This window comes from Sporosarcina sp. G11-34, assembly GCF_026931025.1.
Window position 1 is genome coordinate 102,450 of record NZ_JAHNZW010000005.1, and the last position, 13,583, is coordinate 116,032.

At 39.2% G+C, this 13,583-nt stretch carries 10 protein-coding genes; 2 read left to right on the forward strand and 8 right to left on the reverse strand.

Annotated elements, in window-relative coordinates; translation table 11 throughout:
- Positions 1 to 42: 42 nt before the first annotated feature.
- The 3 genes from KSU66_RS08580 to KSU66_RS08590 all read right to left on the reverse strand — a co-directional run bounded on the left by KSU66_RS08580 (position 43) and on the right by KSU66_RS08590 (position 5,706).
- The gene (locus KSU66_RS08580) at positions 43 to 768 is read right to left on the reverse strand and encodes a hypothetical protein (RefSeq protein ID WP_269051029.1); all 726 of its coding nucleotides are present in this window, start codon (positions 766 to 768) and stop codon (positions 43 to 45) included.
- The gene (locus tag KSU66_RS08585) at positions 755 to 2,098 is read right to left on the reverse strand and encodes an AAA family ATPase (RefSeq protein WP_269051030.1); all 1,344 of its coding nucleotides are present in this window, start codon (positions 2,096 to 2,098) and stop codon (positions 755 to 757) included. Before KSU66_RS08585 ends, KSU66_RS08580 begins: the two co-directional genes overlap by 14 nt.
- A gap of 170 nt (positions 2,099 to 2,268) precedes the next feature.
- Complete coding sequence (locus tag KSU66_RS08590; protein ID WP_269051031.1) at positions 2,269 to 5,706, reverse strand: S8 family peptidase; 3,438 nt, start codon at positions 5,704 to 5,706, stop codon at positions 2,269 to 2,271.
- 490 nt (positions 5,707 to 6,196) lie between these two features.
- Between KSU66_RS08590 and KSU66_RS08595 the strand changes: the two genes are divergently transcribed.
- Positions 6,197 to 6,730 (forward strand): ECF transporter S component, encoded by a 534-nt coding sequence (locus tag KSU66_RS08595; protein WP_269051032.1) that lies wholly within the window; start codon positions 6,197 to 6,199, stop codon positions 6,728 to 6,730.
- 135 nt (positions 6,731 to 6,865) lie between these two features.
- Here the strand turns inward: KSU66_RS08595 and KSU66_RS08600 are convergent, their stop codons facing one another.
- From KSU66_RS08600 to garR, 3 genes are read right to left on the reverse strand one after another with little or no spacing between them, the layout of a single operon-like run.
- Positions 6,866 to 8,215 carry a GntP family permease gene (locus KSU66_RS08600; RefSeq protein WP_269051033.1) on the reverse strand — a complete coding sequence of 450 codons (1,350 nt, stop codon included), beginning with the start codon at positions 8,213 to 8,215 and terminating at the stop codon, positions 6,866 to 6,868.
- An 18-nt stretch (positions 8,216 to 8,233) separates the two neighbouring features.
- A complete protein-coding gene (locus tag KSU66_RS08605; RefSeq protein ID WP_269051034.1) occupies positions 8,234 to 9,649 on the reverse strand; it encodes a four-carbon acid sugar kinase family protein in 1,416 nt (471 codons plus the stop codon).
- Complete coding sequence (garR, locus tag KSU66_RS08610) at positions 9,642 to 10,550, reverse strand: 2-hydroxy-3-oxopropionate reductase (protein WP_269051220.1); 909 nt, start codon at positions 10,548 to 10,550, stop codon at positions 9,642 to 9,644. The genes KSU66_RS08605 and garR overlap by 8 nt, the downstream gene beginning before the upstream one ends.
- A gap of 171 nt (positions 10,551 to 10,721) precedes the next feature.
- Between garR and KSU66_RS08615 the strand changes: the two genes are divergently transcribed.
- Entirely contained in the window at positions 10,722 to 11,339 is a 618-nt protein-coding gene (locus tag KSU66_RS08615) for a GntR family transcriptional regulator (RefSeq protein WP_269051035.1), read from the forward strand.
- Between the two features lie 117 nt (positions 11,340 to 11,456).
- On the opposite strand, the gene KSU66_RS08620 is transcribed toward KSU66_RS08615, so the two are convergent.
- Entirely contained in the window at positions 11,457 to 12,431 is a 975-nt protein-coding gene (locus tag KSU66_RS08620; protein WP_269051036.1) for an alpha/beta hydrolase, read from the reverse strand.
- Between the two features lie 211 nt (positions 12,432 to 12,642).
- On the reverse strand, positions 12,643 to 13,467 hold the full coding sequence (locus tag KSU66_RS08625; RefSeq protein ID WP_269051037.1) for a protein-glutamine gamma-glutamyltransferase: 825 nt from the start codon (positions 13,465 to 13,467) through the stop codon (positions 12,643 to 12,645).
- Positions 13,468 to 13,583: the final 116 nt, after the last annotated feature.

Sequence of the window (13,583 nt, forward strand, 5' to 3'; positions counted from 1 at the left end):
TCGACATAGATGAGGTGGTTTTCTCTTTCTATCCAACAACACCTATTCCCTCTTCGACTCCATTTCAACAAATTCAAATAATAAAGGGACATTGCTGTAGGTTTCCAATGAAGCCGTCTGCTTGGAAATCAGTTCCCAACTTTCCATATAGGGATCCGCCCCAGTAACTGACGGCATCGATTGCTGTAAATAGGTTTCTATCGGCATGTCCAGCTGCTCTATAAATTGCTCGACTTCCGGATACTTTGCGCCTTTTTCTGGGTTGGCATCATTAAAAAGAACGTGTTCCAAGTTTCTCGAAAAGTAATACATCCTGTAATTGATTTCACCGGACAGAATTGTACCTAATCCCTTCATCGTATCGATATTGCTACTTCGCTCCGCATTTCTAGTAGCGATTTGTTGTTTTTGTTTGTCGTGCGGCACAGTAATTTTATCCGCGTGATAAATCGTTAACTCTTTCTGACTTTTATCAATGACAATCGCTTCATCTGGAATAAAGCACCCGTCCATATCAATAATATGTAGCACACAAAACACGTCTTCCGAACGAAATTTACTTTTGATCATAAACTCCTTTACCGCATTGCCTATGACTGACTTAATGGGTTCTTCTGGTTTGCTTAAATCATATAAAATATCACCGTGCTGTATATGAAAACGAATATTATGCTGCTCAAACAAGCTGCGCAAACGATTGTTAAGCAAGACTTCTTCACAGCTTCCTTCGACAATTAATAACACGACTTTCCTTCTAATTATCGTCATGGGCTATCCCCGCTTTTCTGAACGCCATTTTTATATCATATAAATTTGTTTCCGCATATACTTCCTCAGTTTGACCGCCTAATTGCACAGCACGTAAGTAGACATCACGTGCATTATCGAGCCTTTTTACGCCTTTTAATTGATGATATCTATCGTTTTCATTGAGTGTTGTAAACCACAAGTTTTGAATTGGAAGCACTTCTACTATTCGTAAATTATGCGACGTAAAAAACAATTGGCCTTGTGCATTTTCGTTTAAAACTTCTAATATCTCACCAAGTAAATATTCAAATATCCCTGCATCAAGCTCATCGATGACCACACATGCATTTGGATTATTGTAAACTGCGATGAGTGTGCTTAATATCGAAATGATTTTAAGTGTACCCTCCGATTCGCTGCGTAATGGGAGTTCAACTTCCCCTTTTACAGATAAAAACTCGAATCGAATGCCTTCATTTCCGTCGCTCAATGTTTGCTTATTGATCTGATGGATCTTTATTTGAAGGCCAGGAATGATGGTATCTAACACAATATTCGTTTGACCGACAACCTTGTCAATCGTATCAAATAATCCTGTTGGCAACACCATCGTATCCTGCATCTCATATGGGATAGACCCACGCTTCTTTTCCAAATGAACGCTGAAAGGCATAACCAAATTGGCAATTAAAAGCCCATATTGAATCGTATCTATTACATGTAAATCTCTATTAAAATCAGATGAAAGATTTTTCATAAGTTCAGTTTCTTGTTCTTCTAATAATCCTTCAAATACTTCCTTTAATTCTTCACGAAATGCAAAAGAAGTTGAATTAGTAACAGCCATTCGATTGGCGACCATCACTGAAACCCGGTCAGATTCATCCATTTCCTGCCCTTTTTTATTGCCAATTAAAACCCCGTTTTCACCTTTTGAAATGAGGGATTTAAATGATGTATGCTCCTTGTTTTCCCTATAAGATATTTCTTCTTCAAGAACACGGTATTTCACCCTTCCTGGCGATAAAGAAACACTATATTGGACGAAATACTCTCCAAATTCATTTTCCACAATAAATTCAAACTTCAAGCCAATCAATTTTTCTTTAAAATATAATAAATTGGACGTGATCTTTGGAAGACTGACATCTTGATTAGCCGATAGTAAAGCTTTCAACAAATTAAAAGCCTCCACGGCGGCTGTTTTCCCAGAGCCATTTTGTCCGTAAAATCCAATGACATCCGCTTTCTCCAACGTAGTGAAATTTGAATTTGTATGGAAAGCACCTTTCCTGACATTTTTTAAATTAGTAATTTCGACGTTGGTGATTCTGACGATACAAGTCATGAAAGTCCTCCTAGAAAATAGCGATATATACTTCTTAGTATCGTCTTAGGGTACTTCAACTATTCATAAAAAAACGAAAAAATAGGCTGCCATGACACCACAAAATATGGTGTCAAGGCAGCCTAATAATGATGCTTTACATTTCGCAATGTCAGTCTAAACGCTTATTTCTATTTATATTTTTTAACAGTTACTTTTGTCGACTTGCTCGTATTACTGGCTTTGTCTTTTGCTGTTACATAAAGAACGGTGTTCGCTTTTTGCTTCTTGATTGTAACTTTGAAGTTACCTTTGCTGTCCGCCTTTTTGGTTCCGATACTCTTGCCTTTATGTTTGACAGTCACTGTCGCAAGAGCTTCGGTTTTCCCTTTTATTACCGTATCATTCGTTGTTACTGCATTTACTTTTGGTGCATTTGGTGGAATTTTGTCCTTAATAACAATCTTGGCTGCTTTACTTTCTTTCTTCGCCTTACTAGTTGCCGTCACATATAGCGCTGTACCAGCTTTTTGTTTCTTAATTGTGATTTTGAAGTCACCTTTGCTGTTCGCTTTACCTGAAGCGATGACTTTTTTGGAGCTATTCTTTATTTTAACTTCTAAACCTGCTGCTGTTTTTCCCGTGATCACAGTAGACTTATTGCTCGCCGTATTTACTTTTGGTGCTGCTGGCGGCATTTCGTCTTTTACAACAATCTTGGTTGCCTTACTTTCTTTTTTCGCCTTACTAGTTGCCGTCACATATAGCGTTGTACCAGCTTTTTGTTTCTTAATTGTAATTTTAAAGTCACCTTTGTTTGTAGCATTACCAGATGCAATGACCTTGTTAGATTTGTCTTTTATTTTCACTTGCAAATTTGCGCTTGTTTTTCCAGAAACAAAAGTAGACACATTGCTCACCGCATTAACCTTTGGTGCCGATGGTGGCATTTCGTCTTTTACAACAATCTTGGTTGCTTTACTTTCTCTTTTCGCTAGATCAGTTGTCGTGATATACAGTGCTGTGCCAGCTTTTTGTTTCTTAATTGCAATTTTGAAATCACCTTTTTCTGTTGCATTACCAGATGCGACAACCTTCTTGGATTGATCTTTTATTTTCACTTGTAAATTAGCGCCTGTTTTCCCCGAAACAAAAGTGGACAAATTGCTTATAGCATTCACTTTTGGTGCCGTTGGGGGTGTTCCTTTTTTCACAATGGTTTTTAGCGAAGTCTTCGCTGCTCCATGAGATCCTGTTACGTTAAGCAGCGTACCCGCACTTTGCACTTTATTAATTTTTACAGTGTAATTACCTTTGGCGTCGGTTTTGCCACTACCTAATGCTCCCTTGCCATTACTCACTTCAATGACTGATCCTATTTTGGCAGTGCCCGTTACAATATTACTATTATCTAGTAACGGATTGACCTTTAATTTCACATCAAAGGCACTGACTGCGCTGTGTGCATTTAACCTGCCCGCACCTGAAATATAATCATGCCCAGGTTGTTGAACACAAGGTACCACTTCATAATCATCGTTATAACATTCTAGACCTTTATTGTCGGTTTCTTCAAAAACTACATCCGTTGCTGTATCCATTAAAATCTTCTTAATTTCTTTTGGCTTAAGCTTCGAATTTTGTGACAATAGCAAGCCCGCAACTCCTGCTACATGCGGTGCTGCCATCGATGTTCCAGACATGTAAGCGACATTTCCGTCTGGGAGTAAGCTCGGAATGTCTGTGCCCGGAGCAACTAGTGCCAACTCATCCCCGTAACTGGAATAATCCGCTACGATATCAAGTCGGTTTGTTGCACCTACTGCGATTGCATACTGAGAGGAGGCTGGGTAAGAAATTTCCTCATACCCATCGTTCCCGCTAGCCGCTACAATCGTAACGTTTTTAGCTGAGGCGTATCGTAAAGCATACTCAATCGTTCGGCTGTAACCACCGCCAAGACTGAGGTTGATCACTTGTGCACCTTGGTCTGCCGCATGAATAATACCTAAAGCGATTTGATCTGTATCCCCTTGACCAGACGAATCTAGCACTTTGACTGGAATTATTTTTGCATTTGGATGAACGCCTGCCATCGAGTATCCATTGTCGACATCTGCAGCGACAATGCCACTCACATGCGTACCATGTCCGTGATCATCAATTGCATCATTATTACGTCCAACGAAGTTATAACCTAGGTCTGCACGAACTTTCCCTTTTAAATCTGCCAGGGAACCGTCTACACCCGTATCAATAACTGCGATTAACGTTTCGTTTACATTTCCCTGTTTCAATAAATTTTGGAGGGAAGTATGACCAATATCAGCGCCACTTATTCCGCCTTCTTGACCAGTATTACCTAATGACCATTGGTGTTCATATTGCACATCTGCAGTTAGCGCATGATATTTCTGAACGGGCTCGACAAATTCAACTTCCGGTAGCTTCTCCAACTTGTCGATCAAAGCCTTGTTTGGTTCTTCGTCTAAATTCGTGACATAGACATCTTCAAATAACTCAACGCTGGAAGTTAAAGCCGAGACATTATTTCTTGCAATGCCCTGGCCAGCTATTTTCTTAGAAAGTGATTTGATGCTTTTATCTTCTTTCATTTTAATAATCAATTTGTTTGGTTCTGTATCTAGTAGACCGTGGACATTCAATATATCTTTTAAATTCTTTTCTGCTAACTGTGAAAGTTCTTTTTCCGTAGCAATTTGGTTGATCTTTTTCTTCAAGTTGGCAGGAACAGCTTGTATCGTTATGGCATGCAAGTTCTGTATCGCTTGCTGGTCTTCAGCTGTTACTCGGTAAGACGTTTTTCCTCCATTTTTAGCAAGGTTATTAAACAACGGTTTCAATTGAACAAGATTTTGATAGACCGCTTCCTTTACTTTTTTATCAAAGACCATATCGGCAATCAGGTACGGTGCGGCACTGTAATATAGCGAAGTTAATTCTTTTCCGTTGTCCGATTCTTTTAGTAATCCGTCCCTGACTTGATGTAACGCGGTTATGATTTCAGTGCCCGACTTTTTCTTCGACGCGCTTAATTCTACGGGACAAGTCTCGCCTTCCTCCGGATTACCGGGCGGAAGATAGACAGCCTCATAACTTATGTCATAATTTATTGGTTCGTTATTCGGTTCCTCACTTGGTTCTTCACTTGGTTCTTCACTTGATTCCTCGCCAAATTCCTCTTCACTTTCACCTCTATACGCTACCATGATGTAATACGGCGTATCCCATGCAAAAGGAAAATCTAGTTGAGCTGTTTCCCCTCCTGAGTTGAATGCCTGATACCTTTCAAATGTGTCATCATCAATTGCCTTTTCCTTGCTCGGATAAACTTTGACCTCAAGATCTGCTTCACCTGACACTGTAAGTCTCATATGTGTGTTTGCATTTATGTCATCATTTGAAGGTATGACTTCATACCAGTGGACATCGCCCGTTTCATCATAAGATTGATTAAGTGTTTCCCCTTTATTTAGTAAACTAGGGTTATCAAACGAGTTTGTAACTGCTTCATTACTGGTATAACCAGTTTCCGGTAAAATTAAGCTAAAACATAATGTAAACACAAGAAGCATTAAAACTAGTCTATGAATATTTTTCTTCGCCATGTAACTAACCTCCAGTTTTTGGAAAATACTTTATTCTTTTTTGTACTGAAAACAGTACTGTAGCGTATTCTAGCTCCTCTCTAATCTATGTTCTTTAGATTATTATCCCATAGAAAATCACGAAGTAAATAGCTATTCTTCTTGAATAAAAATAAATCTTTCGACAATTTTCGCGCACTCTCATAGACCGTTAATTTTTGATGAGTTTCTGTTTAATAGCTAGTAATATGACAAATTAGAACCTTGAAAAGCCTACTTTTAAGTGGATGAGTCTAGTAAGGAAAAAGGAACTTCAATACCCCAATTACAAAACATCCCGAAAGAGAGATTTTATTAAAAGTTCTCTTTCGGGATGTTTTTCTTAGGTAAATAGTTACCTTATTCAAACTGACCCCTAAGATTTATACTAAATTGACTCTTTCAAAGGCGTCAATCATTTGCTAAGGTTATCAGTATACTCAAAAAAGTTGATGAGAGAAGGTTTATAACTATGCAAAATACAACAAGTTACGCAAACCCACGCACTTTTGATTTAATAATAACTTCTATGTTAATTGCGCTCGTATTTGTTGCCACGTTGTTATTGAACATCAAACTACCCATTACTGCAAATGGCGGTTTAGTTCACCTGGGTACAGCTATGCTTTATATTGTTGCCATTTTATTTGGCCCGAAAAAAGGTGCCATCGCTGGTGCCGTTGGGATGGGATTATTCGACCTAATTTCTGGCTGGACATTGTGGGCACCATTCACCATTTTAACCCGTGGATTACAAGGCTATATCGTCGGTAAAATTGCATGGTCGATGGGCCGTAAAGGAAATAGTGTCGGCATAAATATTTTTGCGACAATCGTTTCTATTCCCTTTATGATCGCAGGTTATTATATTTGTGAAAGAGTACTGTTTGGCAATTGGATTATACCAGCGGCCTCTATTCCAGGAAACCTCGTTCAAAACATTGTAGGGATCGCCGTAGCCATACCCGTTTGTATTGCACTGAAAAAAATTCCGTATTTTAAATGATATTATAAAGTGTTGGTTCACCGTAACTATCGAATACCTCAATAGGCAAACAAAAATCAACCAAATCAGTACTTGGTTGACTTTTGTTTTTTTATTTTAAAAACTATAACAACTTACTGCAAATATATCTTAATATTATAAACCAGGTAGGAAGCCACTAAACAGACTAAGTATATAGACCATACCTAATGCAGAAAGCCCAGCGATAAATCCACCAATCGTCCAAGCCTGTAGCGTTTGTGGAATTGTTAAACGACCGAACTTGTTAACAACCCAGAACCCTGAATCGTTCGGTAACGATAGACCAATTGCGCCTGCACAGATTGCTAGTCCTAGCAATACTGGTGATGCGCCTAATTCCGTGGCAAGCGGACCTAATATGGCAGATGTCGTAATGAGAGCGACCGTAGCCGAGCCAAGAGAAGCACGTAAAATTTGCGAGAATACAAACGCCAATAATAGTACGGGCATGCTCCAACTCTGCATGGTTATGACTAAGTGATCTCCGATACCACTCTTGCTAATAACAGCCCCAAAAGCACCACCAGCACCAGTCACTAACATAATCATTCCAGCCGAGTTCATCGCTTCATCATATAATTTACTATACGGCACTTGAATATATGGTCGTAAAACAATCAATGCAACAACCACACTAATGAAGAGTGCTACGTTTTTATCCCCGATAAAACCAAGGACCGTCGTGAGCTGCCCCTCTGGAAGCCATAGTTTTGTCACAGTGTTCAGTAGAATTAAACCTATAGGTAATGCAAGTAAGGCTAATGATAAGCCAGTGGAAATCTCCTTGCCAGTTTTTGTTGGCTCAACAGGAAGCTCCTCTTCCATACCTTCAACATCCGCAACTTTTATACGTTTTCCGATAAAGGTACCGTAAAAGTACCCGCCAATAAGGGTTGCGGGGATTGCACAAATCAGTCCATATATTATAAACAAGCCCAAATCTGCACCCGTATTTTCCGCAACAACTAATGGACCTGGCGTTGGTGGAATCATACTATGAGTTACAATCAGACCGACACCAAGCGCCGTTACAAATGTGACAATCGAAATACCTGTTTTTTTCGACAAACTCTTTACAAGTCCACTTAAAATAACGAATGCTGCATCGAAAAAGACAGGAATTGATACAAGAATACCGGTAATCGACAATCCTGCCGCTGCTCGTTTGACACCGAATAATTTAAGCACAGCTTCTGCAATTTTTTCAATCGCACCGGATGCACCTAAAAGCTGGCCAAATATAATACCTAATCCAATTAATATCCCTACGCCTATTAATGTTGTTCCAAATCCTGTTGCTACGACTCCTGGAATATCGGCTAATGGGAATCCAAGAAAGATTGCCGTTACCAGCGCAACCGCTATAAGTGACATAAAAGGCTCAACTTTGAGCTTCAATATCAAGAAAAATAACGCGGCTAGCGATAATAGGAAAATCACAATTAACATATTTCCTTCTACCATTTTAATTCCCCCAATTGTTTATTGTAACTTTTCCACTACTTCTTTTAATGTATCTACTTCTCCTACATTTCCTGGGAAGATGACATAAGGTATGGCTGGAAAGACACTTTCTTTCCCCGTTTTCCAAACGGGAACGCCTGGTGCAATTTGCCCCAATACTTCTGCTTTTTTCACCTTAAGGCCAAGCGTTCCAACATCACTCGACGTAATACCGCCTTTTGCGATGACGAAGCGTGGTTGTGGATGACACCGATTCACAAACTGCGTAACTGCACTTGATATTCTCACAGACAATGCAAGTTCTTCTTCCCCGCGTCCTTCCCCTAAATCGAGTCGTTCTCTCGAAGTGTAAACAACAGTTGTCGTCCCCTTAGAAACTTTCTCATTAATTTCATGTTGGACACGTTTAATTTCTTCATTAAATAGACTTTCGTCGATAACAAGGTTGCAAGAAAACTCTATAAAATGAAGTGACTTTTTCTCTTTCAATCGATTTAGCTGCTCCGTCGACTTTTGAACATGCGAACCGATAACTACAAGTCCGCCGTACGGGCTATTTTCACGCAATAAATCATTTGCTTCTAAATATGGTTTAGAAGCAATATCACCAATCACCTTAGTAAATGAAGCCGCTGTTCTAAACAAGTAATTTTTTCCTAACTTTATCGCACGCAGTAACGCAATTGAAAATACTTTAACATCGTCTTCTGTAACTGCATTTACGATGAGCTTTTCGAAATTCTTTAACTTCATTAGTTTTTCTGTTATTGCATCTACATTTAGAGCCCGTAGCTCGTCCAACGAAATTGAATGTACAGACTCCCGTTTAAATTCACCATCTGTTTTCTCTTCTATCCAATCCCGTAAATTACTGCTTGAAAAGCCAAACATCCGATCCTTTGCGAATTCTGTTTCACCAGCTGGAATATACGCTTCCCCTTGTTTCACATAATGTACATCGTCAATTGTTTCTCTGCCGCCTTCTTTAAAGAACGGTAATATTATCTCACCGTCGTAGCAGAGCGTGCTTTGTTCTTCAATTGTTTCTTTTAACGTGACCGTTTCTAAAGGATAATGCCCCCGTAATGTTGAATCCCCTCGACTTACAAGAAGAAAGGGCTGACCCAATCGTTCTGAAACCTGAGCAATACGCTGTGCTATGTCCTTATGTACTTGTGTTGTTTCAGATACTGAAAACGCACGTGAATTCGTTAATATGAACACGAGTTGGCGGTCCTCTTTAAACACTTCTTCAATCGTATCCATATCCCAATCCGTAAATACTGGAACACCATGTACCGTCTGTACTCCGGTCGGATCGTCATCAAGAACGATAATTTTCGTTGAAAATGATTCACGTTCTTTGTTCCACATTTCATTTAATTCCGGGCCATACGATGGAAGTTTTTTTACACGCTCTACTACGTTATTCACTTTGTTTCCCACCCATCTGAACTTCAAAGTTAGCTAGTTTTTCATAGTATTGGATGAGCCCAACGTGATCATCCGCAGCTTTCCCGTCAACCTTAAGTGCATGGAACATTTCTACTACGTTAGATGTAAGTGGCATCGCCACCCCTATTTCGTGACCCGCTTCAAGTACATTCGTTAAGTCTTTCAAGTTAATATCGATTCTTCCACCTGCAACGAAATTGCGTTCAAGAACTAGCGGCATCTTAGCATCAAGTACTGCACTTCCCGCAAGTCCACCCCTAATGGCTTGATACATTTTTTCTACGTCGATCCCCGCTTTGGCAGCAAGCACAACTGCTTCTGACATTGCAGCAATCGTGACATTCACTAGAATTTGATTGGCAAGTTTAGTTGTTGTCCCACTACCACTTCCACCGACATATGTGATTTCTTCCCCCATTGTCTTTAGCACAGGGAGTACTTTAGTAAGGGCTTCTTCCTTACCGCCAACCATGATTGACATCGTTCCATCAATTGCTTTTGGTTCTCCGCCGCTTACAGGCGCATCCAAAAAGGCTACATCTTTCTCGACAAACTTACTTGCTAAATATTGGGAATCTACTGGGGAAATCGAGCTCATATCAATTACAACTGCACCCGGTTTTATTGTTTCATACACACCGTTTTCACCCAATAATACCTGCTTCACAATACCTGCAGTAGGAAGCATCGTAATAATGACATCGCTTTCAGCTGTTGCCTCCATTGGATTACTAGCTTCTACTCCACCTGCCTCGACAACCTCTTTCCGTGCTTGTTCATTTAAATCAAAAGCTTTCACTTCATAGCCGTTTTTCAATAAATTAAGGACCATTGGTTTTCCCATAATACCAAGTCCGATAAATCCAATTTTCATTACGATTCCTCCTGTGGTAAACGCTTTCATTAATCTATACATCTATCATATAATAAATTTTCTGTTTTGTATACAATAAACTTGTTTTTGGATACATTTCGTTTAATTTCAACACTTTTCCATATATTTTAGTATAGTAGAGAGTAGCTATATCATTTATTTCGGAGGGGTTCATTCGTGATCAACAACAAAAAAGGTACTGCACAAGCTCTTGCATACGATACAATTCGTGACCGAATTTTCAATGGAGAGTATGCCGGTGGAACTAAGTTGGTTGAAGAAAGATTGGCTGTAGATATTGGCGTAAGCCGTACACCCATTAGAGAGGCCATCCGCCGATTGGAGCAAGAGGGCTTAATCAAACGAAAAAAGGTCATTAAACCAAGCGAAATTGACTTTAGACATCTATTTCAAATGCGTATACTCATAGAATGTCACGCAGCCTCTACAGCTGCTTCATTTATGCTAGAAAAAGATGTTGCAAAGTTGAGAGAATGCGTGGAAATTGGGAGAACTGGATTACCCAATGAAGTCATTGAAGCTAACAAACTCTTTCATGACCTAATTGTACAAACATGCAACAACCCCATCATGATTGACACAGTCGATCGAATGCAAGCAATTATTTACATGTTTAGCACAGCTGTTGTTATACATAAAAGACCACTTTTAATAGAAGAGCATGATAAAATTTGCCAAGCAATCGCAGAGCGTAAACCAGAACTAGCAAGTGTTTTGATGAAGAATCATTTAGAAGCAGATTTAGAATTCGCCCTTCATTTGATGAAAGTATAAGGATGATTAATCCAGAACAGACTACTAGCTTCTATATGAAAGAAAGAAAAAACACCCCTCATATTATCGACTCTTAAATCACGTCGAAATTATGAGGGGTGTTACCTTTAGTTCTTTTTATTTTTTGGTATTGATATGACGCTTCAGAAAACGATCGACCTTCATTTTGTATTCGTCTTCAGCCAATGCAAAGGCCTCTCCGTGGTTCGCACCTGGGACAAGCATGAGCTCCGCATCACTTGCCGTATTTTGAAACAAGTTGATAGCCATCTTAGTCGGAACAAACGTGTCGGCTTCCCCGTGGATATATAGAATTGGAACATCCGTCCTCGCCACTTCTGTTAATGCACTCGCATTCCTAAATGAATAACCTGCCCTTACTTTCGTTAACAAGCTCGTGCTATCCAATAACGGAAATGCAGGCAGATAAAACATGCGATTCATTTGATACGCAAATAATTCGTAGACAGATTCATACGGGCTATCCGCAATAATTGACTTAACTTGGCGCGGAAGATCCTCTTCTCCACTAGCCATCAAAACCGTCGCCGCACCCATCGACAAACCATGGTAGACAACTTCAGTATCAGCCCCGAGCTTCTTCACCAAATCCTGCGTCCAATCAATTAAATCTAACCGGTCAGGCCAACCAAATCCATAATAGTCGCCTTCACTTTTCCCGTGCCCACGTGCATCCGGCATGAAAATATTGTAGCCTAAATCTTTATGATAATACTGTCCGTATAATCCCATTTGCTTCGCATTCCCCAAATAGCCATGCGTTAAAATAACCAACTTATCTGTTGGTTCCGATGCCGGCAAATAGTAACCAGACAGTTCTAGTCCGTCGCGTGATTGTATCGTAAGCTGTTCAAAGTTTTGGGCACCTACCCATTCTTTCCAACTTCCATTTATAAAAAGGTCCATTGCCTTATCTGAAACTTCTAAGTCAGCATTATTTTGCAAGAATTCTTTGGGTCCCCGGTTAATCGCGAGACCATAGAAAAAGAAGCTACCGATGATTTGAATGACCAAGAAGACAGTAATAAAAGCTAAAAACAGCTTCTTCCAATTAACTCGAAACACACACATCGCCCCTTCATTTTCCGTCTAGTCGCATTCATGGTGTCTATGACTATTATAATAGAAAAATAGGGGAATATGAAAAATAATAGACGATTGCATGAAATTACCAAAGGAATTTCGAACTACTTATTAATGCGTGCATATTCATTTCGGAAGCTCTAGTGACCCCCTAATATGGCGCCTATGCTAGATTTTGTCCACATTAAACCAATTTATTTTACCAGTATAAGTATTGATAAAATGGAATTGAAGTAACGTCATGATGGTTAACTCGATGTTGTAAACTAGGCACTGAATCATCGCGTTCCGCTTTCGAAATGTTATACAACTGCTTAAATGATGGTCTTGTAACTACAGTAGACAAATAGGCTGATTGATTGCTCCCTAACTTTCTCATTTTATTCAGTTCTCGAATTATTTTTTCGCCTGTCTGAATTCCAATTCCATGACCAAAGTACGTATTATCTTCAAAAACAACCGCATTTTCTCCTCTCCACTGAGGACTTTTGGGATTAAATTCCGGATTAGTAAAATAAGCCACATCTCCAGGTATTAAATCACGAGTTTCAAAGGGCATTACTCCGAGATTAGCATTAGCATGCCAGCTGTATAAATAGATTTCTCGAAATGTTTTATTGAATAAGGAATCACCAAGAAGCTTTAAGACCGCATCATAATAAATAATAATCATTGCTGTTGCACATTCAAATCCATATTTTGAACTGTTCAAGTAGATATCTTTAATTGCGTCTGATGGTTTTACGTCATGCCGCAGTAAGAATCCACCTACACTCGTTAAATCCCAGTATTTAGGATTACAATGGGAATTTTTAAATAACGAAAACTCTACATTACTTCGGTTCATAGCCTTTGCACTTTCCATAATATTTTTTCGCAATGTAAGTTCAAAAGATAATTCATCCATGGATTGATACGAATAAATAGTTGGATTTGCATTCATCCATTGAATGATTGTATTTTCAACGCTACCGGTTTTCCATCTGTCATTTTGTTGATAGGAACTCCCCGATATTTTAATCATATTATACCTCTCTCCATGTTTATCTAGTAATCCATCCTATTCAACTGCTGTTCTGATAAGTCATTTCAAAGTAACAAGTTAAGAACAGTGACCATTTTATTGAACTAGTTGCACAA

Bases quoted from the DNA above. Each gene is read 5' to 3' on its own strand.
- KSU66_RS08580 (WP_269051029.1), bottom strand. From the start codon at position 768: ATGACGATAATTAGAAGGAAAGTCGTGTTATTAATTGTCGAAGGAAGC.
- KSU66_RS08585 (WP_269051030.1), bottom strand. From the start codon at position 2,098: ATGACTTGTATCGTCAGAATCACCAACGTCGAAATTACTAATTTAAAA.
- KSU66_RS08590 (WP_269051031.1), bottom strand. From the start codon at position 5,706: ATGGCGAAGAAAAATATTCATAGACTAGTTTTAATGCTTCTTGTGTTT.
- KSU66_RS08595 (WP_269051032.1), top strand. From the start codon at position 6,197: ATGCAAAATACAACAAGTTACGCAAACCCACGCACTTTTGATTTAATA.
- KSU66_RS08600 (WP_269051033.1), bottom strand. From the start codon at position 8,215: ATGGTAGAAGGAAATATGTTAATTGTGATTTTCCTATTATCGCTAGCC.
- KSU66_RS08620 (WP_269051036.1), bottom strand. From the start codon at position 12,431: ATGTGTGTGTTTCGAGTTAATTGGAAGAAGCTGTTTTTAGCTTTTATT.
- KSU66_RS08625 (WP_269051037.1), bottom strand. From the start codon at position 13,467: ATGATTAAAATATCGGGGAGTTCCTATCAACAAAATGACAGATGGAAA.